Source organism: Megasphaera sp. AM44-1BH (assembly GCF_003467125.1).
Classification (GTDB): Bacteria; Bacillota; Negativicutes; order Veillonellales; family Megasphaeraceae; genus Megasphaera.
Map to the genome: position 1 here is coordinate 1 of NZ_QSFA01000020.1, position 22,286 is coordinate 22,286.

Consider the following 22,286-nt stretch of genomic DNA (forward strand, 5'->3'; position numbering starts at 1 on the left):
AAAAAAATCTTATATTTTTTATTGTCCTCTTGACGGGGAGCAGTTCAGAGTTTTTCAGCTCACTTTGTTGTAGCCTTTTTTCTTCTGGCGCAGGTCGTTATTTATCCCGTTTCCTGCGGAAAAAATCTTTCAGGAGTGCGGCACATTCATCGGCCCGGACGCCGGCGGTTACGGCTGCCCGGTGATTGAGGAGAGGACTGTCGGCCAGCTGGAACAAGGAACGGACGGCGCCGGCCTTGGGGTCAGCGCAGCCGTAGACGACCCGGTCCAGGCGGCTGTTGACGATGGCTCCGGCACACATAGGGCAGGGTTCGCAGGTAACGTAAAGCGTGCAGCCCGACAGGCGCCACCGGCCCAGGACGCGGCAGGCCTTTTCGATGGCCAGCAGTTCGGCATGGGCTGTGGCACAGGGCAGGCTTTCCCGCAGGTTGTAGGCACGGGCAATGGCTTTCTTTTGATAAATAATCACGGCGCCGATAGGGATTTCACCGACAGCAAAGGCCGTTTTGGCTTCTTCCAGGGCTTTGCCCATATAAAATTCATCTTTTGTCATAATGATGTCCTTGATTCTTTTTGGTATTCATGATAGGTTACTATCAGATAAACTGATTTTATTGTACAGGATGGTGGAGTATAATGCAATCACTCTGGTGGCAGCTTTTCGATATTCTGGGGACCGTGGCCTTTGCCCTGTCGGGGGCACTGGTTGCCGTATTGCGGCGCATGGATATATTTGGCATTTTTGTTCTGGCTGCAGCGACCGCTGTCGGCGGCGGAATCGTGCGCGATCTTATCCTGGGACGGATCCCTCCGGCCTTTTTCCAGAATAGCATGTATTTCTGGCTTATCATCGCGACTATAGGGCTGACTATTTTTTTCCTGCGCTATATGGATACGCACCGCCGCCACCGCCTCATGCATGCGTCTATTAACCTGTATCTCATATGTGATGCCATCGGCCTTGGATCATTTACCGTTACGGGTACGCTGCTGGGCTGCTATATGTTTTCTGATTACTGGGTCCTGTGCATCGCCCTGGGACTGATTACGGCCGTCGGTGGCGGCATCATCCGCGATGTCCTGGCCGGACGCATTCCGGCGACACTGATTCAGGACGTCTATGCCACGGCTTCCTTTATCGGTGCTATCGTCCTCTATGTCCTATATATTCCCCTGGGCCAGCCGGCTGATGTGGCGTCCATCATTTGCTTTGCCGTGACCGTTGGTGTCCGTCTCCTTGCCATCCGCTATCACTGGAATCTGCCCCGGGTCAAGCGGCGCAAGAGGGGACAGCGTTTCTGAAATCACTTCGCTATTGTATTTCAAATAACTCTTTTATCCCCAGCAGCCTGGCTCCTTCACGATTGGCACGGTCGATGACGGGATGGGTATAACCTCCTTTGCTGAAAAAACAGAAGTGTTTTTGTGTTACGTTGGGAAAGGCTGCGGCAGCCTGTACTAAATCATCATATTCTTCCATGGGCATAGGGCGGTTCCGGAATTTACACTCGCAGAACAGACCTTCCTTTCCCGTTTTATCCAATGCCAGAATATCTATATCATCTTGTTGCTTGCGGATGGGATTGGTGCCCCACCATTTGCCGATAGCTGCCGGGATAAAAGGGAGTGCGTGATTTTTAGCCTGACGCCGGAGATATTCCGTACAGATTTCTTCAAATACAGGTCCCATATAATCGGAAATTCTGTCCATGATTTCCTGGGCAGCTTTTCGTTCTCCTAAGAGAAAATAGTAACTTTTTTGCGAGAACGTATAACGATACCAAAACCGATAATAATGGTCAGCTATCGTATATATTCCCTTTTTACTGGTGCTGGGCTGGCCACAGGGGATTATTTTTTTTACGAGGCGGATATTTTGCAGTACTTGCAGATATTTTGTGCATTTGCTGCGGTCTTCGTGGATACGGTCAGAAATGGCGGTAACCTTATTAGCTCCATTGGCGATGGCCTCAAGGATGCTGTTGTATATGCCCGGCTCCCGTAGTTTCATGCGTAAAAGCAGCTGGGGTTCATCATGGAGATAGGAATTTTCCGATAAAATGTGTCCGGCAATATTTTCCGTAATACTCTGAGAGGGATTGAATGCCCTGAGATAGCGGGGAATTCCTCCGAGAATGCCATAAGCCAGTAATTTCTCTTCCTGAGAATAGTCAGGAAAAAAAGCAGCGCTTTCCAGATAATCAAATGGTCTGACTTCCAGATGGGATGTAATCCTGCCATACAAGGGACTTTTGTATCCCATGATTTCATTGATCATGAAACTAACACTGGAGCCACAGAAAATGAGAAAAATATTTTTATTTTGCCAGCTATGATCGATGGTGTGCTGGAATATACTTTTTATGGAAGGATTCTGCTCAGCGAGAAAAGGGAATTCGTCAATAATCAGCACGGTACGTCTGTCTGGCCCGGAGTGTTTATCTATGAACGACAGGGCTTTTTCCCAGTCAGGAAATGGAGCAATATAATCATCCGTATAATATTCCTGGACCGTTCGTGAAAAATCTTCCCGATTGAGGGCATCATTCTTTTCCTGGGCTGGGAAGAAAATACAATCATGGGTCTGGGCAAATTTTTGCAGAATTGTCGTTTTTCCGACGCGGCGGCGACCATACATAATCAAGAATTGAAAAGAAGGAGACGTATACAATTTTTCTAAAAGGTCTAATTCCTGTTTTCTGCCAATCATGATAACCTCCACGAAATAAGGTGAAACACAAGTATAATACTTATAAGTATTATACTTGTGTTTCACCTTATTTGCAATAACCAAAGCCTTAAAGAGACGACGCGACGACGTTTCTGAAATTATTTGCATGGCAGACCGTAAATCTGGTATAATAAACTGATAATTTTTTCTATTTCTGCGTCTTCAGAGGTGATAGTGTTGAATAGTTTTCGTAAGGTCTTAGGCGCCGTTGTCGTATCCCTGTGCCTGTGTTCCGGCCCGGCAGCCCTGGCTAAAACGATTTTATATGTGCCGCAGGATAATCGTCCCGTTGACTTTGCCTATACGGTCAGTACGGCCGAAGATGCCGGATATACAGTGATAACGCCGCCAGACCGGTATTTGTCCGGATCTAACTTCCAGGGTTCTCCCGATAAGCTGATGGAATGGGTAGAAGAAAATGCCGGCAAAGCCGATGCCATGGTACTGTCAGTGGATTCCCTGGTCTATGGGGGACTGGTCGATTCGCGCAAACATAACCTCTCCATGGATACCCTGCTGGCCCGTCTGGAAAAGGTGGAAAATCTGCACAGCAAATTTAATAAGGTGCCGATTTATGCCTTTAGTACGGTCATGCGCAGTCCCTGGGCAGGTGGCAAGGGCGTCGAACCGGATTACTATCTCAAGGCTGGCAGTGATATTTATGAACTGGCATCGCTTCAGGCTAAAATGGATGAAGAAGGCCTGACACCACAGGAACGAAATGACTGGTTCAGCATTATGCGCCGCGTCCCGGCGGAGTATCTGCAGGACTGGTTCAGCCGCCGCAAGAAGAATATGGCCATCAATTACCGCCTGATCAATGATGCCAGGAAAGGCATATTCACCTATTACAGCCTGGGCCATGATGATAATTCTGTCCGTACCCAGTCGTCGTTAGAGTCGAAGTATCTGGAACAGGCAGGTGCTGACATCCCTAAGACCAGTTTCGGGTCGTTCCCCGGGGCCGATCAGCTGGGCCTGCTGCTCATTACGCGGGCGAATAATGACTTCAACAACTATCATCCCAAGGTGACGGTCATTTATCCTCTCGGCGGAGGGGAAAAGACCGTACCGAGTTATGATGGGCAGGCCATTGGCAAGACCATTGCTGCCCATATCGAAGCTATCGGCGGAACGATAACGGACAAGGAAAAACCGGACCTGCTGCTGGCCGTCAATACGCCTCTTACGACATCGACGCGGGAATCGGGCAATTTTGAAAATTTCCCCATCATGCTCGATTCGACGCGGACATTCCTTACGCAGATAGAAAAGGCGATAGCCCAGAATATTCCTGTCAGCCTCGTCGATATGGCTTTTTCTAATGGATCGGACAATACCCTGATATATGGGCTGTATCAGGATAAGATGATGTATCAGCTGGCAGCGTATAATGGATGGAATACAGCCAGCAACTCTGTCGGCTATGGCATATCCCAGGGGCTTCTGGCCCGGTATATGACTCCCGATGCCCATCAGCGTATGCTGACGACCCAGTATCTGGACAACTGGGCGTATCAGGCGAATGTCCGGGATTATATTTACCGGCTCCAGCAGAAGGTAGAGGCCAATACGGAGCAGAAATACTATCCGACGGTCATGAGTGAAATGCAGAGCCGCACGAAAGAGCAGCTTCAGCGGTATGCCCAGACCTATCTCGGCATCGATCCCCGTACGGTCAATGTCACATTCCCGTGGAACCGGCTGTTTGAAGTCTATGTCGATGTCCATGCCCAGCCCGATGTGAGCCTGGAAAGTGACGTGCGGCAGGGACTGCGCCAGAAAGAACTGGATCGTCTGGCAGCCCAGCAGGAAGCAGCCCGCAAGGCTCTGGAAGCAGAAAAACAGAAAACGGTCAAGGATAAAAATGCCAAAATAGATCCGAAAGTAAAAGAAGAGCTGGAACAGGCCGAACAGGCTGCCCGGGAACAGTATGAAGCAGAACTGCAGTCCCAGCAGCTGGCCCGGGAAGAAGAGCAGGCTCAGAATAACCGTACCTGGGTGCCTAAAGATTAGGACAGAAAAAGATAGTTTACAGATTGCAGTTTTAGAAAAAACGGGTGCAGAAGAAAATAGAAGAAAATATATGAACCGGCAAAAAGCCCCTGAATGTGCACGAGGGAAGATGTGCACATCCAGGGGCTTTTTTTGCCGGTTTTGTTACGTTCGTACGACGGGGATGACCCGTGTCTTTTCTGCCGTGCAGACAGCTATGCCATTAGTCGCGTTCGTAATGGCCTGGATTGCCGTATCAGTCTGTTCTTCCGGTATTTCAAGGGTAAACGTCACATCGGCGGCAAAGTTTCGGTCTGCAATGCGTATGGCATGCGCTGGTGCCAGCCGTTCTATGGTACTCACAAAGGAGTAGGGAACAGAAACTTTTATGACCTGATAAGGAAGATAATCGGCAATGGATGCGGCCGCAAGGCCCAGGGAAACACTATGGCTGTAGGCCCGTATGAGGCCGCTGGCGCCAAGTTTGATGCCGCCAAAATACCGGGTGACGACAACTACGGTGTTGGTAATCCCGTTTTTTTTCAATACTTCCAGCATCGGCCGTCCGGCCGTTCCCGAAGGTTCGCCGTCGTCACTGGATTTCTGGATGGCACCACTAGGACCAATCTGATAGGCGTAACAATTGTGCCGGGCATCCCAGAATTCTTTGCGTCGGGATTCAATAAAAGCAGAGGCTTCTTCTTCGCTGGATACTTCTTTAAGATGGGCGAGAAACCGTGATTTCTTTATGGTATATTCCGCTTCGGCACTGCCGTAAACGGACGTAATGTGCGGACTGGTCATAATCGGATTTCCTCATATACGTATATAAAAAGACCGCCGGATTCCGGCGGTCCTGGTTTCATTGGTGGGAATAGTTGAATTCGAATCAACGACCTTCACGATGTCAACGTGACGCTCTAACCAACTGAGCTATACCCCCATGCGACTCGTTTAGTATACTCAATTCTGCGCGTATTGTCAAGCATCTTTTACAAAAAACGTACAAAATTTTTTCTTTCCCCAAAAAAAGCCCTGTGCATATGCGGAAGGTCGGGGCTTTTCGGGCGGAAGCGTGTTGGCAGAGGCATCTGTTCAGTAGTATAATATGTCTATCGTGCTGGAAAGGGGGAAGGAGAATGGCCCGCATTGTTTTAGTTACGGGAGGCGCCCGCAGTGGCAAGAGTCAGTTTGCTGAGCAGTATCTGGAGGCGTGTCCTGGACGCCATGGGTATATTGCAACAGCCCAGGTCCTGGATGACGAGATGGCTGACCGGGTAGCCCGGCACCGCAGCCGCCGTCCGGCATCGTGGCAGACCTTTGAAGTCCCGTCGGGACTGAGAGACCGCATTGCGTCTATTTTGCAGCAGGCGGATCACATCCTGCTCGATTGTCTGACCCTGTATTTTTCCAATTTCCTGCTGCAGCGGGACGGAGATGATTTCTCCCATATCCTGAAAGAAGCGGAAGAAGAATGGGACAAGGTGCTCCGGACGGCAGGGCAGCGCCCTGGCGGGACCTTTGTCATTGTTACCAATGAACTGGGGTCGGGCATCGTCCCCATGGCGAAAGTGAGCCGCCAGTACCGTGATCTCATCGGCTTTCTGAACCAGCGTACGGCTGCCGCTGCCGATGAAGTCTACCTGAGTGTGTGTGGCATTACTATAGAAATCAAAAGCCGGCAGGTTACGCTGCCAGTCCGGGAGGAATAGCCATGACGAGTTTTCTCATCGCTCTCCAGTTCCTCACGCGCATACAGCTGGCCCGGCATCTGATCTGGACGAATGAGGCCTTTGGCGCATCGCTGCGCTGCTTTCCCCTGGTAGGATGCTGCATCGGCCTGTGCCTGTGCCTGTGCTGGTTCGTCACGGGAATGGCCCTCTCCGGGTTTTACCGGGCCGTATGCGTCATCATTGCCTGGTTTCTCATTACAGGGGGACTCCATGCCGACGGATTCATGGATACGGCCGATGGCCTCTTTTCCGGACGCAGCCGGGAACGGATGCTGGAAATACTGAAAGACAGCCGGGTCGGTTCCAATGGTGTCATGGCGTTCTTCTTTCTGGCATTGCTGAAAATTTGTTTTCTGGCAAACATAGAAGGACCGGCAGCCTATGCGGCACTCCTTGGCATACCGGCGGCGGCCCGTTATGGCACATTGGTGAGCGTACTGGAATTTCCCTATGCCCGTCCGGAAGGCTTGGGAAAGGCCTTTGCTGCCTATGCCCCGCCGTATACGCTGGCTCTGGGATTTCTGGCAGCCCTGCCGCCGGCCCTGGTGGGAGGATTCTTGTACCTGGCCTTCCTCGGCATTGCCATGGCAGCCAGTCTGATACTCAATACCTATATTGTGCGGCATCTCGGCGGCGTAACCGGTGACACCTATGGTGCCGTTACGGAATGCAGCGAATTGCTGTTACTCGGCTTCTGTGCCGCTATATATTGATTACAGGAAAGGAATATAGATACATGATCAAGCTTTATCTCGTCCGTCACGGTGAAACCGATGGCAATTCCCAGCAGTGGTTCCAGGGCGCATCGGACGTGCCCCTCAATGCTACGGGAATAGAACAGGCCCGGCGCCTGAGCCATTTTATGAAAGATATTCATTTTGATGCAATTTATACCAGTACGCTGTCGCGTGCCTATACGACGGCCGAAATCATTGCAGAACCACATCATCTGCCGGTGCAGCAATATCCGGAATTGCGGGAAATCAGCTTTGGTGTATGGGAACGCCATACGTATGACGAAATCACCAAAGAATGGCCGGGAGAAATCGAAGCCTTTTATGCATCGGAAGGCAAGATGCGGGCTCGGGGCGGCGAATCGTTCCTTGAAGTCCGGGACCGCATTACAAAGAAGACGAAGGAACTGCTCAGCCATCATGCAGACGGGGATTCGGTCATGATCGTCTCCCATGGTGCAGCCATCCGCTGCCTGTTGTTTGGCCTGCTGGAACTGGATTTCCGCAAGCTCTGGTGCTTCCAGCAGTATAATACGGCGTTTACGATTATCGAATATTACGGCAGCCGCAGTGTCATGACGCTCATGAATTGTACCCAGCATCTGGAAGGGATGAAAGGGTATGAGCCGCAATGGTACGGCCGGCAGCACAATGTCATGTAGGTGATGGCATGGCAGATACAATACGTCTCGATAAATTACTGGGCCATACGGGATGAGGAACCAGAAAAGAAATCAGGGAGCTGTGCCGGTCCGGTGCCGTAGCCGTCAATGGCATATCCTGCCGGGACAGCAGCCTGAAAGTACAGCCCGGCCGTGATACGGTGACCGTCAAAGGAGAGCCTGTATCTTATGAGAAATTTTATTATCTCATGCTGTATAAGCCGGAAGGTATCCTGTCGGCGACAGAAGACCCTCATGCCCGTACGGTCATCGACCTGCTGCCCCGCCAGTTTTCTGGTGCCGGGCTGTTTCCCGTAGGACGCCTCGACAAAGATACGACGGGGCTGCTTCTCCTCACCAATGACGGGCAATGGGCTCATCGCATTACATCGCCTAAAAAACACGTCCCCAAGGTCTACATAGCCCGTGTGGCAGGTTCTGTTCCCGGAGATATAGGGGAACGGTTTGCCGCCGGCCTGGTCCTCGACGATGGGCTGGTGTGCCTGCCGGCAAAGGCGGTCTGCTCAGGAGAAGGGGAACTGACCATCACCGTACAGGAAGGGAAATTCCATCAGGTAAAGCGCATGTGTGCCGCTGTAGGACTTACGGTGGAAGCCTTGCACCGCGTGCGCATCGGAAGTCTCTCTCTCGATGAGACACTGACGCCGGGCACGTGGCGCTCCCTTACAGAAACGGAACGGGATGCCGTATTCCGGTTAGCTGAAACGGATTGAATGAGAATTTTTCCTTTTCAACGCCTCTGTTATATGATATGATAAGGTGTAGACTGAAAAAATCAGGTGATAGCATGATTGGAGAAAGAATAGACCGGCTGCGCCAGTTCCTTCAGGAACATACGGCAGACGGTGTCATCATTATGCAGCCAGAGAATCTTCGGTACTTCAGTGGCTTTACCGGTGGAGAAGGTGCGCTGGTCGTGACCGGCACGACGGCCGTTCTCTGGACCGATTCGCGGTATACGGAACAGGCAGCTGGTCAGTCCGGCACCTGGTATGCCATCGGGAATCACCAGGGCCGGCTGGCAGAATGCATAGCCCGGAGCCTGTATGAAGGCGGTGCCCAGGCTGTCGTATATGAAAGCAATTTTCTGACTCATATGATGTTTGAACAGATTGCACAGCAGACAGAATGTGACTTTGAAGGGTACAACCTCAACGTCCTGCGTGCTGTCAAAGAACCGTTCGAACTGACGGCTACGCGGAAAGCCAGTGCCATTGCCGGCCAGGCATTCGCCGACCTTCTGCCGTATATCAAGCCGGGAGTGACGGAAAAAGAACTGGCAGCCCGGTTGGAAAGCAATATGCTGCTTGCCGGATCGGAAGAAAAATCGTTCACGACGATTGTTGCATCCGGTGTCCGTTCCTCTATGCCTCATGGCACAGCCAGTCCCAAAGTCATCGAAAAAGGAGATTTTATTACCTTTGATTTCGGGGCCGTCTGGGAAGGGTATCATTCCGACATTACCAGGACCGTCGTTGTTGGTAAAGCGAGCCGGGACCAGCGGGATTTCTATAATATGATTCTCGCTGCCCAGAAAGAAGGCGTTGCCGCCGTCCGTGCCGGTGCCAGCCGGAAGGATGTCGATTTCGTCGTCCGCAATTATTTCGCTGCCCGTCATGTATCACAGTATTTCACCCATTCCCTGGGACATGGGACGGGGCTTGAAATCCATGAAGAACCGGTCCTGTCACCGCGCAGTACCGGTGTCCTGAAAGAAAATATGATAGTCACGGTAGAACCGGGGCTGTACATAGAAGGCAAATATGGGGTCCGCATCGAAGATTCCGTTGCCGTGACAGCCAATGGCTGTGAAATCTTAACCAAAACGCCAAAAGATTTGATGGAGTTATAGTAGGAGGAGTTAACAGATGATTACAAGTAATGATTTCAGACCAGGTGTAACGATTGAAATTGACGGCCAGGTATGGCAGGTTGTTGAATTCCAGCATGTAAAGCCCGGTAAAGGCGCTGCCTTTGTCCGTGCCAAAATCAAGAATCTGGAAACCGGTTCGGTTGTCGAACGTACATGGAATGCCGGTGAAAAAGTACAGGAAGGCCATGTAGACCGCCGTCAGATGCAGTATCTCTATGAAAACGAAGGCATGTACTGTTTCATGGATAATGAAACGTATGAACAGATCGAACTGAACAAAGAAAGCCTCGGCGACGCTGTTAATTTCCTGAAAGAAGAAATGAACGTTTCCGTCATGATGTTCAAAGGCAAAGTCATCGGTATCGATCTTCCGGCCGCAGTCGAACTGAAGGTCGTCAAGACCGATCCAGGCCTGCGCGGTGATACGGCTACAGGCGGCAGCAAACCGGCTACTCTCGAAACCGGCTATGTCGTCAAGGTACCTCTCTTCATCAATGAAGGCGAAGTTCTCCAGATCGATACCCGTACAGGGAACTATATCGGCAGAGCATAAGTTGTCATGGCAAGGGGCTGTCGTGAGAAGTGAAAGTCTTCTTGCGCCAGCCTCTTTTTTATAGTCAGGTGACGCATATGGAAACGACAAAAACGAATGCTCTGGGCAGTATTCATATCAGTGACAAGGCTATTTCGTCTATTGCCGCCCGGACGGCAGCCCTCGTGCCCCATGTCCATGCCCTGGATGCGACACTGGCCGAATCGGCAGCCCGCCGCCTGGGACGGGGCAGTTTATCCCAGGGAGCCGAAACCCATATCAGTGGCAATGCGGTGGAAATCACGCTGCGCCTCATCGTGGAAAGCGGATACCGTATCCCCGATATAGCCCTCAAGGTGCAGAAAGCGGTCAAAGAGGCGGTAGAACGCGATACGGGCTGCCAGGTCGATGCCGTCCATATTCTGATAGCGGGGATTGTCTTCCCGGCAGACAAGGAGGCAGGACAATGACTGGCGAAACAAAAGACGTTGAATTTTTTGTCAATGATTCCGTATATGTCCAGGTCGTGTCACTGGCGCTGCAGGAACTCTCTGATCAGATTCCCGCCAAAGGCCGCAGTGTGGCCGTACGCCAGCACGAAGGGTGTACTGACTGCCGATATCCACGTATATGGATATTACGGTGATGATTTGTGTGTACTGGCACGGACTGTCCAGGAGCATGCAGCGGCAGTACTGCAGGAAATGGCAGCTCCTCAGACACTGGAAGTCCATGTGACAGTCGATGATGTTGTATTGAAGGAATAATCCGGATAGGAGGTCCGCGTGAGCAGACATAAAGCACGCCAGATGGCGATAGAAATTTTATTTTCCAGAGAATTTCATGGAAAAGACGATATCCAGTATCAGGAAAAAGAAATCCTCAATTCTGTGAATGGTACAGACGAGGAACATAATCCGGCCGTACAGGATGAAGAGGAATATTGCAATTACCTGGTTACGACGACGACAGAACATATGGACGAATTTGACCAGATTATCCAGTCTCTGGCCAAAGGCTGGGACGTCTCCCAGATGAACCGGGCGGACAAGAATGTCATGCGTCTGGCACTGTGTGAGCTCATTTATCCGAAAGATGCCCGTATGGCCGATGCCGTCGTTCTCAATGAAGCCATTGAACTGGCCAAGGAATTCAGCGGCCATAAGTCATCCCGGTTCGTCAATGGTATTTTAGGTGCCTATGTGCGTCAAAGGAAGTAAGAGAGTATGAATCTCTATCTGGGAATCGACACAAGCTGCTATACTACGTCAGTCTGCCTTCTCGGTGACGATGGCCGTGTCGTACAGGATGAACGGCGTATTCTGACTGTACCCAGTGGCGGCCGCGGTCTCTCCCAGTCCCATATGGTCTACCAGCATACGCGTAATCTGCCGGAACTCATGGAACGGCTGCGTCCGGCGCTCAAGGGCAACCGCATTGGTGCCATCGGAGTGACCGATCAGCCCCGGCGCCGGGAAGACAGTTATATGCCGGCATTCCTTGCCGGATTGGGGTGTGCCCGGAGCCTGGCAGCGATGCTGCAGGTGCCATTGTACCCTATCAGTCATCAGGAAAACCATCTCCTGGCAGCCCTGAGACCGCTGGGGACTGTACCGGAAGCTCCGTTTACGGGACTCCACCTGTCCGGCGGGACGACGGACTTATTGCATGCTGTTGCCGACGAGGAGGGCCTTTCTATTTCCCGTATCGGCGGGACCAGTGACATCAGTGCCGGACAATTTATTGACCGCGTCGGTGTCGCCCTGGGATTTCCCTTTCCCGCAGGCGTGCATCTCGATGCAATGGCCCGGAAAGGATCCATGGACATCAAAGGGAGCCGTGTCTTCTGCCGCGATGGTGAAATTAGCTATTCCGGTCCGGAATCGCAGGCCCAGCGTCAGATAGCCAGCGGTACAGCCGATTGCTGTGCCATGAGCTGCTGGACCCTCAGGACCGTATGGAACGGCCTTCAGGAGCTGCTCGATGCAGGACTTGCCAGCGGCATGGACAAGCTGGTTGCCGTAGGTGGCGTCATGAGCAACGGATTTCTCCGCAGCCAGCTGCTGCGTTATGCGGGCCGGCACCATGTCCAGGTCATCCTGGCCCCCGACGGGTACAGTGCCGATAATGCCTCTGGTGCCGCATTCTGGGCATTCTGGAAGGAAAGGGGCCACTTATGAAATATGCATCGGTAACAGAGGTCGTACGGCGCATCAAAGACGATCTGCAGAGCGATTACCGCCTGCAGAGTATTGCTATGGAAGGCAGTATCATCGGTCTGAAACGGGCGTCGAACGGCCATTACTATATGAATCTCCATGACGAAACGTGTTCTATCCGGGCCATTCTGTTCCGAAGCCGTGTGGGTCATTCCATGGACGGCGTGCGGGAAGGAGATCAGGTCGTGGTCATAGGGGCTGTCAATGTCTATGAAAAAGGCGGTACCGTGTCTTTTATCATAGAAAAGCTCTTTGCCCGCGGCGTAGGCACGCTACAGCAGCAATACGAAAAGATTAAGAAAGAACTCTATGAAAAAGGGTATTTTGCGCCGGAGCACAAAAAATCCATTCCCCGGTTTCCCTGGACTGTTGGTGTCCTCACTTCGGCAACAGGCGCAGTCCTGCACGATATCCATAAAATAGCGGCAGAACGCAATCCCTATGTGGAAATCCGCCTGTTTCCCGTTCCCGTACAGGGGACGGGTGCCGAAACGGTCATTGCCAGGACGCTGGAGAAAGCCGGCAGGGATCCGTCTCTCGACGTGCTCATCCTGGCCCGTGGTGGCGGCTCCATGGAAGACCTGTGGTGCTTCAACAGCCCCCAGGTCGTACAGGCCATTTACGATGCGCAGGTGCCGGTCATTACGGCAATCGGTCATGAAACCGATACGACTCTGGCCGACTATGCTGCTGACGTCCGGGCTGCGACCCCGACCCATGCGGCGGAGTTGGCATTTCCCGATTTTGAAGAAATCCAGATGGACCTGGCGGCTATGGCAGATCAGGCGTATCAGTCTGTTATCCAGCGGCTGAATCGCCTGGAACGGGAACTGGGAAGGACCGTAGCGGCGCTACAGACCCGGCGCTACGATGACTTCCTGACGATGAAGGATGAATCTGTTTCCCAGCTGATCCGTCTGGCCCGGCAGCATCTGGATCTGAAGCTGACCCGGGAGACGGGACGGCTGCAGGCACTGAAAGCATCGCTCAGTGCCATGAATCCGGCTTTGCTCGTACGGAAAGGGTACGGACAGCTGGAGCAGGACGGTCATGTCCTGACGGATATGAAATTGCTCCGGCAGGAACGGCCGCTGACGATACAACTTCTGGAAGGAACCATTCTAACGGAAATAAAAGAGGTAACGATCCATGGCAGCGACAAACGCAAAACTAAAAAACTTTGAAACGAATTATGCAACACTGGAAAAACTGGTCCAGAATCTGGAATCACCGGATCTGACACTGGCCCAGTCACTGGAATTGTTTGAAAAAGCGATCAAAGTGTCCCAGTCCTGCGAAAGTGCGCTGGAATATGCCCGGCAGCGGGCTCAGGTCCTGGCAGACATGCAGAAAGGGCCGGATACAGATACGCTGACAGAGGAGGGGACTCTCGACTTATGACGATACAGGATTATTTACAGGATAAAAAACGGATGGTCGATCAGCGCCTGACGACGTTGCTTCAGACGAATGTACCCCAGTTTTCCCGTCTATACGAATCCATGAATTACAGCCTCCTTGCCGGTGGGAAACGGCTGCGCCCTGTTTTGTTCCTGGCTACGCTGGAAGCACTGGGAAAAGACCCGGAGCCATATCTCGACGTAGCCTGCGCACTTGAATGCGTCCATACGTATTCCCTGATTCATGATGATCTGCCCTGTATGGATAACGATGATCTGCGGCGGGGCAAACCGACCAATCATGTCGTATATGGAGCGGGACTGGCAACCCTGGCCGGGGACGGTCTCCTGACCTTTGCCTTTGAACTCATGGCACGCCAGACCGGGCTGGACGCAGATAAGCTGCGCCAGTGCATCGCTGTGTTTGCCAGAGCAGCCGGACCGGCCGGTATGGTCGGCGGTCAGGCTTTTGACCTGGAAAGTGAAGGGAATAAGTCTATCGGCCTTGACGGGCTGAAGCTTCTGCACCGCATGAAAACAGGTGTTATCTTTGAAGCGGCCATCAATCTGGCAGCCATTCTGGGAGACGCTACAGAAAAGCAACGGCGTATTTTTGATACCTATGCCCTCCAGATGGGACTGACATTTCAGATTACTGACGATATTCTGGACTTTACAGGCGATGAACAGACACTGGGCAAGCCTGTCGGCAGCGATGCCAGAAATAATAAGGCAACGTATGTCACGATTTTTTCTCTGCCAGAAGCCCGGCGTATGGCAGAACAGGCCGCTGCGGAAGCTGTCAAAGCAGTACAGCTGCTGGGCGACGACGCCTGGTTCCTGCGCGATCTGGTGACATATATGCTGACACGGGTCAGCTGAGGAGGCGGGAGCATGCAGCATAAGGAACGATTGGATGTCCTGCTCGTAGAACGGGGCCTTTCGGAAAGCAGAGAAAAGGCCAAGGCAACGATTATGGCCGGCCTGGTATTTGTCGATGGCCAGCGTCAGGATAAGGCGGGGACTAAATTGTCTCCCGATGTGGATATTATTGTCAAAGGCAATCCCATCCCCTATGTCGGCCGGGGCGGTCTGAAACTGGAAAAAGCGATGGAAGTATTTCCTATTGACCTGACCGGTGTGACCATGATGGACATTGGCGCCTCTACGGGCGGATTTACAGACTGTGCCCTGCAAAATGGTGCCGCCCGCGTCTATGCCGTCGATGTGGGCTATGGCCAGCTGGCCTGGAAACTGCGTACCGATGACAGGGTGATTAACATGGAACGGACCAATATCCGCAATGTAACCGTGGCGGATATCGGGGCTCCCGTCGATTTTATTTCTGTCGATGTGTCGTTTATTTCCTTGCTCAAAATCATGCCGGCAGCTTCCCAGCTGCTGCGTATGGGCGGCAGCATGGTTACACTGATCAAGCCGCAGTTTGAAGCCGGACGGGAGCATGTGGGAAAAGGCGGCATTGTCCGCGATGTAGAAGTACATCGCGCTGTGCTCCGCCAGGTTATCAGCGGCATTGCCGGTTTTGGCATATCTCCGCTCATGCTGACTTTTTCTCCTATCAAGGGAGCCGATGGCAATATTGAATATCTGTTATACAGCCGTAAAGAAGAAATATGCCACGATGACATCACGGACGATATCATTGATGAGGTGGTCCGTCTGTCTCATGAAATGTAGGTGATTCTATGCGTATCGGTATTTTTCCGAATCTGGTCAAAAAAGAAAGCACTCATGTAGTGCGCAAACTCATCGGATTGTGTGAACACCATAATCTGCCGTATTTTCTGCCGGCCTACGTGGCACAGAGTACACAGGATTTTTATCATCATATCGATGCCGCACATCTGCGTCCCCGGATGACACTCTTTGATAATATCGATATTGCTATGGTTCTCGGTGGCGACGGAACGATTCTCAAACTGGCCAACCAATTTGCTGACAGCGGGATCCCTATCTGCGGCGTCAACCTGGGTTCGCTGGGTTTCCTTTATGAAGTGGAAACACGGAATCTGGAACAGCGGTTTCACGACATACTGGACGGACATTATTTTCTCGAAGAACGGATGATGCTCCATTCCGAACTGGATTACGAAGACGGGACAGTCCAGGTACTGCCCGATGCTCTCAATGATATCGTCATCGGCCATGGCAACGTAGGCAAGCTCATCCGTGTCGATATGAGCATCAACGACCACTTTGTCCAGCAATTCCCCGGTGACGGACTTATCGTATCGACACCGACGGGATCGACAGGCTATACCTTCTCGGCCGGCGGTCCTATTGTATCCCCGGAAGTGCGCTGCCTCATGGTGACGCCCATTTGTCCCCATCTGCTCCTAAAAGTGCCACTGGTGCTGCATCACAAAGACCGGATCTCCCTGTCTGTCGCCAACAGCCGCAACGGTATCCGCATATCCGTCGATGGCATGATGGATCAGGAATTTACCAAACACATGATGCTTCAGATTCATGAATCGGATAAAACGCTGAAGCTGGTCCGGTTCAGCAAAAACTATTTTTATAAAAATCTGTTTACAAAAATGATGGGAAATGATTGATATGGAATGGTATCCATTGAAAAATGCTGTCAATGTGTCGCATATGCTGCTGGAACCGTATGTCCCCATGGCCAGGGTTCTCGTCGATATGACCTGTGGCAATGGGCACGATACGGCGTTTCTGGCAGAGCGCATGGCCCGGGACGCGTCCCTGTATGCCTTTGACATTCAGGATAGTGCTATTGCGGCGACCAGGCAGCGTCTCCGTGATAAGCAGCTTCTTTCGGACCGGGTACATCTGTTGCAGGGCTCCCATGACCAGCTACTGGAACAGGTGCCGGACATAGTGGATCTGATCGTATTTAACTTAGGCTATCTGCCCTCGGGAGACCACGCCCTTCATACGACGGGTGAAATAACTGTAAAAGCTATAAAAATAGGCTTGCATAAAATTGCGAAAAATGGGATAATTATGTTAGCAGCGTATCCCGGCACGGATGCGGGGGCCGCCGAAGCGAACGCCGTCCGCACCTATCTGCAGACAGTGCCCCAGAAAGACTACGATGTCTCTATGTGGCAGCCGCTGAACCAGATACATTGTCCGCCGCAACTATATATTGTACAGAAAAGAGGGTAATTATGAAGAGATTCCGCTACACGAAGATAAAAGAAATTGTGCAGTCCCGTCCGATTGAAACACAGGAAGAACTGGCCAAGGCCCTTCAGGAAGAAGGAATTGAAGTAACACAGGCTACAGTATCCCGGGATATCAAAGAACTGATGCTCATCAAAGTTCCGACCAGTGACGGCCATTACCGCTACGCCCTGAGCCAGGAACAGAATATGCTCATGTCCAAAAACCGTATGGCCCGCCTGTTCCAGGATTCTATCGTCCGTGTCGATTCTGCACTGAACCAGATCGTCATCCACACTATGCCGGGGTCGGCCAATATGGTAGCTGCTGCTATCGACCTGGCAAAATGGGAAAATGTCATCGGCACCATCGCTGGCGACGATACCATCCTGATCATTACGAACAGTACAGAAAGCGTTCCCAAGATTACGAAAGTCATCGTAACGCTCATGAAGGAATGATGGATGATGCTCCAGTCACTGCATATCCATAATTTCGCCCTGATTGAAGACCTGCACATCAGCTTTGCCGATGGTGTGACCATCCTGACAGGGGAAACAGGGGCCGGGAAGTCTATCCTTCTCGATGCCATCGGCATGCTCTGCGGCAAACGGGCTTCTGCGTCCTTTGTCCGCCAGGGGACAGACGCATTCCTCGTTGAGGGTGCGTTCTTTTTTTTAGATAAAACCGGCGCTATGAAGCAGGTATTAGAGGCGAATCACATTGAATGGGAAGACGGGCAGCTTATTATTTCCCGTAAATTCCACAAGAGCGGCCGCGGGTCTATATTGGTCAATGGCACACTGGTACCAACCAGCGTCGTGCGCACCATTTCGGCTTTTCTCCTCGATATCCACGGCCAGTTTGACAATCAGCTCATTTTTGATCCGGCATACCATGTGACGATTCTCGATTCCCTGACACCGGAATTGAAACAGGTGCGTCAGGAGTATGACAATATGTACTCCCATTGGCATGGCCTGTGCCGGGAAGCGCAGAAGCTGCAGAAAGATGAAGGGGAAAAGGCACGCCTCCTGAGTATCCTCGATTTCCAGATTAAGGAAATCGAAGGGGCACAGCTCAAAGAAAAAGAAGATGAAGAGTTGGAAGAAGCCATCAATAAGGCGTCTCACTCGGAACATATCAAGGATACGCTCCGGACGGCGCTCTATGCCTTCGAAGGAGGGGACAGGCAGAAAGGCATGACGGAACAAATTGATGAAGTCCATCGCAGCCTGGAAAAGGCATCGGCGTATGAGCCGTCTTTTGCCAGACTGGCTGCGCGTGTCGAGACACTTTCGTATGAGCTGGAAGATATCCATGACAGCGTAGCGCGTTATGCCGATACGTTTACCTTTGATGAAAACGCTCTGGACCGGATGCAGTCCCGTCTGGCTTCTATCGAAAAACTAAAACGGAAATACGGGTTTACGATTTCCGATATTATGACCTTCCTGAAAAAAGCGAAAGCTGATTTCAGCCGTCTGGACCAGTCGGAAAATACGCTGGCAGAACTGGAAAAGCAGATACATCAGGAAAGCCGTGCCCTCCGCCAGAAAGCGGGACAACTCATGGAACTGCGCACGGCTGCCGACAAGGTGTTCCGGCAGAAGATGGAAGATACTTTGTTCCGTCTGGGCCTCGTCAACAGCCGTATTGCTTTTCACATGGAACCCATGAAGGATATTACGCCAGAAGGGGCAGCAGCTATTGAGCTGTATTTTTCTGCTAATAAAGGGGAATCCATGCAGCCTCTGGCTAAAATTGCCTCCGGCGGGGAAGTATCCCGTATTGCTTTGGCACTAAAGGCTAACGGTCCCGATTCAGTCGAAGGACGGACGATGATTTTTGACGAAATCGACGTCGGGATCAGTGGACAGACGGGATTGCAGGTAGCCGCGGAAATACGTAAACTCAGCAGCCGCGGTCAGGTGCTCTGCATTACTCATCTGCCACAGACGGCCGCCAGCGCGGATCACCATTATTTCATTTATAAGAAAGAAAAAGATAGCCGTACGGTCACCCAGGTCCGGGCTCTGAGCGAAGAAGACCATATCCGGGAAATTGCCCGCATGTTTGCCGGTGACGATACAAGCCCGGCCAGTATCACGGCAGCACGGCAGCTGATCTCTCAGGTACGGGAGCATAAGCCGGCCTGCAGCCAGCAGTAATGACTGATATAGAGATATACTATGACAAATCGGACGATTTATGTATACATAATATGTTATGTATACAGGCGTTTACCTTGACTAAGATGAATATAAGGTATATTATTTTTATATATTAGCAGGGTAAGGGGATACATAAATCCTTACCGTGACTGCATTAGGGAGTGTGATAGTATGCTGAAGGTACTCGTAAACGGTGCAGATGGCCGCATGGGTAGCCAGGTAGTAAAAGCCGTGTATGAAGATAAAGATCTGGAACTGGCAGGCGGTGTCAGCATTACACATATCGGGGAAGACCTGGGTGATATTGCTGGGATCGGCACGCTGCATATGCCTGTCCGTGACAATCTGGGAAAGACGATTGATGACGTAAAGCCCGATGTTGTCGTTGATTTTACATCGCCCCGGGCTATATTTGATAATGCTAAAACGGTCATTGAACATGGTGTCAACATGGTAGTCGGTACGACAGGCCTTACGGCTGACCAGCGGGACGAACTGGGGAAACTGGCACTGGCTAAGGGAACATGCATTTTTATTGCTCCTAATTTTGGTCTCGGCGCTGTCCTCATGATGAAAATTTCCACGGAAGTCGCAAAATATCTGCCGGATGTCGAAATCATCGAAATGCACCATAACAATAAGCTGGATGCACCATCGGGCACGTCTATCATGACAGCTAATATGATTGCCGCAGCCCGGAAAGAAGCCGGCATCGAACCGGCACCGGACAAGACCCATGAAAGCCTCGAAGGGGCCCGCGGTACCAAAGTAGATGGCATCCCCATCCACAGCGTCCGCCTGCCCGGCTATGTGGCTCATCAGCAGGTACTCTTTGGCGGTTACGGGGAATACCTGACAATCCGTCATGATTCAATCGACCGCAAATCGTTCATGCCAGGCGTAATCCTGGCTGTAAAGAAAGTCGGTTCTCATCCGGGCCTGACATTCGGTCTGGAAAATTTCTTATAAAACCATGCGAGAACCGGCATAATAGGGGGAATTCAGAATGACAAAGAAACCGGTAGTAGCTATTTTGGGCGCCACAGGTGCCGTAGGACAGGAATTTATCCGTCTCATTGAAGAACGGAATTTTCCATACAGCCAGCTGAAGTTACTGGCTTCGTACCGTTCAGCAGGGAAAAAAATGACCGTAAATGGCCAGGAATATACGATTGAAGAAGCCAAGCCGGAATCTTTTGATGGTGTCGATATCGGTTTGTTTGCCGGTGGCTCGATTAGTAAAGAACTGGGGCCGGAAGCGGCAAAACGGGGATGTGTCGTCATCGACAACTCCAGCACGTTCCGCATGGATCCAGAAGTACCTCTCGTTGTACCGGAAGTCAATCCGGAAGATATTGCCTGGCATAAAAACATCATTGCCAACCCGAACTGCTCGACGATTATCATGCTCATGGCACTGAAACCAATCCACGATCTGTCGCCAATCAAGAAAATCGTGGTCAGCACCTATCAGGCTGTTTCGGGAGCTGGCAAGGAAGGAATCGATGAACTCAAGGAAGAAACGGAAGCATATCTTAAAGGGGAAGAAATGCAGCCGAAGATCCTGCCGAGCAAGAGCCTGCCCAAGCACTATCCTATCGCCTTCAATCTGATTCCGCAGATTGATAAGTTCTTGGACAACGATTACACCAAAGAAGAAATGAAAATGGTCAACGAAACCCACAAGATGCTCCACGATGACAGCATTGCTATTACGGCGACGACCGTCCGCGTACCGGTATTCCGCAGCCATGCTGAATCCATCATGGTCGAAACGGCAGACGAACTGGATGTAGAAGCCGTACGTAAAGCCATCAATGCATTCCCTGGTGCACAGGTGCAGGATAATCCGGCAGAAATGGAATATCCTATGCCTCTCTATACATCGGAAAAATATGACTGCTACGTCGGCCGTATTCGTAAAGACCTGTATAATCCGAAGGCCATCAACCTCTGGGTTTCCGGCGACCAGATCCGTAAAGGGGCCGCACTCAATGCCTTGCAGATTGCTGAATACATGCTGGCCCATGATATGATTAAGTAAATCAATGAACTGGGAGATGAATGTATATGTTAACTTTTCCTAATATTATTACGGCGATGATTACGCCGTTTCATGAAGATGGTTCTGTCAACTATGAAGCCTTTGTCGATCTGGCAAAAAAATATGCCGATGAAGGCGCTGGTATCCTGGTAGCGGCGACGACTGGCGAAGGCGCCGTCATGACGGAAGACGAAAAACTGAAACTCTTCAAGATGACAGCCAATGCCCTGAAAGACAAGACGCTGGTCATGGGCAACGTCGGAACGAATAATACGGCCCAGTCTATTGCACTGGCAAAAAAAGCAGAAGAAACAGGTGTCGATGCCATTCTCTGCATCGTGCCGTATTATAATAAACCGAATCAGGAAGGCTGCTATGCCCATTTTGCGGCTATTGCCAAATCGACGAAACTGCCTATCTTCATTTACAACGTACCGGGGCGTACAGGTGGCAAAATTGAACCGCCGACAGTATGCAAGCTGGCCCACGATTTCCCGAACATCATTGGCCTGAAGGATGCCAGCGGCGACCTTGATTATGCCGGGTATGTAGCTGCCAATGCACCGGAAGGGTTCCATCTCTATAGCGGCGATGACAACCTGACACTGCCCATCGTTGCCGTAGGCGGCGAAGGTGTCGTATCCGTAGCAGCACATGTCATTGGCAAAGAAATGGATGAAATGATCCAGGCCCATAAAGATGGCGATGTCCAGAAAGCAGCCAAACTGCATCAGAAATACCTGCCATTCATGAAAGGGATTTTCTGCACCGTCAGCCCCGTTCCCATCAAGACAATGATGAACATGCTCGGCTATCCTGCCGGCCCGTTCCGTCTGCCCCTCGTCGATGCCACACCGGAAGTACGGGCAAAATGCGAACAACTGTTGAAAGACATTGGCAAGATGTAAGCTTCCATGCATATGAAAGAGAGACTGTCTCTACGGCAGCCTCTCTTTTTTCTGTCAGACCATGACTTTAGGGGCACGATATGGTACAATATTATGTGATTATATGC

General features: G+C 51.3%; 26 protein-coding genes, 1 tRNA gene and 1 pseudogene. 24 read left to right on the forward strand and 4 right to left on the reverse strand.

Features of this window, described 5'->3' with window-relative positions:
• Positions 1 to 97 precede the first annotated feature (97 nt).
• Entirely contained in the window at positions 98 to 553 is a 456-nt protein-coding gene (gene tadA, locus DW949_RS11240; protein ID WP_118023310.1) for a tRNA adenosine(34) deaminase TadA, read from the reverse strand.
• A gap of 83 nt (positions 554 to 636) precedes the next feature.
• Between tadA and DW949_RS11245 the strand changes: the two genes are divergently transcribed.
• Positions 637 to 1,302, forward strand: a complete 666-nt coding sequence (locus DW949_RS11245) for a trimeric intracellular cation channel family protein (RefSeq protein WP_118023311.1) — start codon at positions 637 to 639, stop codon at positions 1,300 to 1,302.
• Positions 1,303 to 1,312: 10 nt separating this feature from the next.
• On the opposite strand, the gene DW949_RS11250 is transcribed toward DW949_RS11245, so the two are convergent.
• Positions 1,313 to 2,710 (reverse strand): ATP-binding protein, encoded by a 1,398-nt coding sequence (locus DW949_RS11250; protein ID WP_118023312.1) that lies wholly within the window; start codon positions 2,708 to 2,710, stop codon positions 1,313 to 1,315.
• Positions 2,711 to 2,908: 198 nt separating this feature from the next.
• Here DW949_RS11250 and DW949_RS11255 point away from each other — a divergent pair, with 198 nt between their 5' ends.
• Entirely contained in the window at positions 2,909 to 4,747 is a 1,839-nt protein-coding gene (locus tag DW949_RS11255; RefSeq protein WP_118023313.1) for a DUF4127 family protein, read from the forward strand.
• 144 nt (positions 4,748 to 4,891) lie between these two features.
• Here DW949_RS11255 and DW949_RS11260 read toward each other — a convergent pair whose 3' ends face one another.
• Together DW949_RS11260 and DW949_RS11265 are read right to left on the reverse strand one after the other, a co-directional pair.
• Positions 4,892 to 5,530 carry a YigZ family protein gene (locus DW949_RS11260; RefSeq protein WP_118023314.1) on the reverse strand — a complete coding sequence of 213 codons (639 nt, stop codon included), beginning with the start codon at positions 5,528 to 5,530 and terminating at the stop codon, positions 4,892 to 4,894.
• Between the two features lie 62 nt (positions 5,531 to 5,592).
• Positions 5,593 to 5,669: transfer RNA gene (locus tag DW949_RS11265), tRNA-Val, on the reverse strand.
• Between the two features lie 196 nt (positions 5,670 to 5,865).
• Here DW949_RS11265 and cobU point away from each other — a divergent pair.
• The 22 genes and pseudogenes from cobU to dapA all read left to right on the forward strand — a co-directional run bounded on the left by cobU (position 5,866) and on the right by dapA (position 22,179).
• Positions 5,866 to 6,438 carry a bifunctional adenosylcobinamide kinase/adenosylcobinamide-phosphate guanylyltransferase gene (gene cobU / locus DW949_RS11270; protein WP_118023315.1) on the forward strand — a complete coding sequence of 191 codons (573 nt, stop codon included), beginning with the start codon at positions 5,866 to 5,868 and terminating at the stop codon, positions 6,436 to 6,438.
• A gap of 2 nt (positions 6,439 to 6,440) precedes the next feature.
• Entirely contained in the window at positions 6,441 to 7,172 is a 732-nt protein-coding gene (gene cobS, locus DW949_RS11275; RefSeq protein WP_118023316.1) for an adenosylcobinamide-GDP ribazoletransferase, read from the forward strand.
• A gap of 23 nt (positions 7,173 to 7,195) precedes the next feature.
• On the forward strand, positions 7,196 to 7,855 hold the full coding sequence (locus DW949_RS11280; RefSeq protein WP_118023317.1) for a histidine phosphatase family protein: 660 nt from the start codon (positions 7,196 to 7,198) through the stop codon (positions 7,853 to 7,855).
• A 71-nt stretch (positions 7,856 to 7,926) separates the two neighbouring features.
• Positions 7,927 to 7,995 (forward strand): annotated as a pseudogene (locus DW949_RS13995) (hypothetical protein); the annotation flags it as partial.
• A gap of 69 nt (positions 7,996 to 8,064) precedes the next feature.
• Positions 8,065 to 8,589, forward strand: a complete 525-nt coding sequence (locus DW949_RS11285; RefSeq protein WP_370448750.1) for a 16S rRNA pseudouridine(516) synthase — start codon at positions 8,065 to 8,067, stop codon at positions 8,587 to 8,589.
• 74 nt (positions 8,590 to 8,663) lie between these two features.
• On the forward strand, positions 8,664 to 9,728 hold the full coding sequence (locus DW949_RS11290; protein ID WP_118023318.1) for a Xaa-Pro peptidase family protein: 1,065 nt from the start codon (positions 8,664 to 8,666) through the stop codon (positions 9,726 to 9,728).
• A 16-nt stretch (positions 9,729 to 9,744) separates the two neighbouring features.
• A complete protein-coding gene (efp, locus tag DW949_RS11295) occupies positions 9,745 to 10,302 on the forward strand; it encodes an elongation factor P (protein ID WP_118023319.1) in 558 nt (185 codons plus the stop codon).
• 77 nt (positions 10,303 to 10,379) lie between these two features.
• Positions 10,380 to 10,751 carry an Asp23/Gls24 family envelope stress response protein gene (locus DW949_RS11300; protein ID WP_118023320.1) on the forward strand — a complete coding sequence of 124 codons (372 nt, stop codon included), beginning with the start codon at positions 10,380 to 10,382 and terminating at the stop codon, positions 10,749 to 10,751.
• Positions 10,748 to 10,927 carry a hypothetical protein gene (locus DW949_RS11305; RefSeq protein WP_118023321.1) on the forward strand — a complete coding sequence of 60 codons (180 nt, stop codon included), beginning with the start codon at positions 10,748 to 10,750 and terminating at the stop codon, positions 10,925 to 10,927. The genes DW949_RS11300 and DW949_RS11305 overlap by 4 nt, the downstream gene beginning before the upstream one ends.
• A gap of 139 nt (positions 10,928 to 11,066) precedes the next feature.
• Positions 11,067 to 11,501: a transcription antitermination factor NusB gene (nusB, locus tag DW949_RS11310; protein WP_118023322.1), complete on the forward strand. Its 435-nt coding sequence runs from the start codon at positions 11,067 to 11,069 to the stop codon at positions 11,499 to 11,501.
• Positions 11,502 to 11,507: 6 nt separating this feature from the next.
• Complete coding sequence (locus tag DW949_RS11315; RefSeq protein WP_118023323.1) at positions 11,508 to 12,461, forward strand: peptidase; 954 nt, start codon at positions 11,508 to 11,510, stop codon at positions 12,459 to 12,461.
• Complete coding sequence (xseA, locus tag DW949_RS11320) at positions 12,458 to 13,684, forward strand: exodeoxyribonuclease VII large subunit (protein ID WP_118023324.1); 1,227 nt, start codon at positions 12,458 to 12,460, stop codon at positions 13,682 to 13,684. The genes DW949_RS11315 and xseA overlap by 4 nt, the downstream gene beginning before the upstream one ends.
• The gene (xseB, locus tag DW949_RS11325; RefSeq protein ID WP_118023325.1) at positions 13,650 to 13,901 is read left to right on the forward strand and encodes an exodeoxyribonuclease VII small subunit; all 252 of its coding nucleotides are present in this window, start codon (positions 13,650 to 13,652) and stop codon (positions 13,899 to 13,901) included. The genes xseA and xseB overlap by 35 nt, the downstream gene beginning before the upstream one ends.
• Positions 13,898 to 14,782, forward strand: coding sequence for a polyprenyl synthetase family protein (locus tag DW949_RS11330; RefSeq protein WP_118023326.1), 885 nt, complete (start codon positions 13,898 to 13,900; stop codon positions 14,780 to 14,782). The genes xseB and DW949_RS11330 overlap by 4 nt, the downstream gene beginning before the upstream one ends.
• Before the next feature lie 12 nt (positions 14,783 to 14,794).
• Complete coding sequence (locus DW949_RS11335; RefSeq protein ID WP_118023327.1) at positions 14,795 to 15,598, forward strand: TlyA family RNA methyltransferase; 804 nt, start codon at positions 14,795 to 14,797, stop codon at positions 15,596 to 15,598.
• 8 nt (positions 15,599 to 15,606) lie between these two features.
• Positions 15,607 to 16,479 carry an NAD(+)/NADH kinase gene (locus DW949_RS11340; RefSeq protein ID WP_118023328.1) on the forward strand — a complete coding sequence of 291 codons (873 nt, stop codon included), beginning with the start codon at positions 15,607 to 15,609 and terminating at the stop codon, positions 16,477 to 16,479.
• Between the two features lies 1 nt (position 16,480).
• A complete protein-coding gene (locus DW949_RS11345; RefSeq protein WP_118023329.1) occupies positions 16,481 to 17,056 on the forward strand; it encodes a class I SAM-dependent methyltransferase in 576 nt (191 codons plus the stop codon).
• 2 nt (positions 17,057 to 17,058) lie between these two features.
• Positions 17,059 to 17,514, forward strand: coding sequence for an arginine repressor (argR, locus tag DW949_RS11350; protein ID WP_059076013.1), 456 nt, complete (start codon positions 17,059 to 17,061; stop codon positions 17,512 to 17,514).
• A gap of 3 nt (positions 17,515 to 17,517) precedes the next feature.
• Positions 17,518 to 19,224, forward strand: a complete 1,707-nt coding sequence (recN, locus tag DW949_RS11355; protein WP_370448751.1) for a DNA repair protein RecN — start codon at positions 17,518 to 17,520, stop codon at positions 19,222 to 19,224.
• A gap of 174 nt (positions 19,225 to 19,398) precedes the next feature.
• Entirely contained in the window at positions 19,399 to 20,196 is a 798-nt protein-coding gene (dapB, locus tag DW949_RS11360) for a 4-hydroxy-tetrahydrodipicolinate reductase (RefSeq protein WP_118023331.1), read from the forward strand.
• 37 nt (positions 20,197 to 20,233) lie between these two features.
• Positions 20,234 to 21,271 (forward strand): aspartate-semialdehyde dehydrogenase, encoded by a 1,038-nt coding sequence (locus DW949_RS11365; RefSeq protein ID WP_118023332.1) that lies wholly within the window; start codon positions 20,234 to 20,236, stop codon positions 21,269 to 21,271.
• 26 nt (positions 21,272 to 21,297) lie between these two features.
• Positions 21,298 to 22,179 carry a 4-hydroxy-tetrahydrodipicolinate synthase gene (gene dapA / locus DW949_RS11370; protein ID WP_118023333.1) on the forward strand — a complete coding sequence of 294 codons (882 nt, stop codon included), beginning with the start codon at positions 21,298 to 21,300 and terminating at the stop codon, positions 22,177 to 22,179.
• Positions 22,180 to 22,286: the final 107 nt, after the last annotated feature.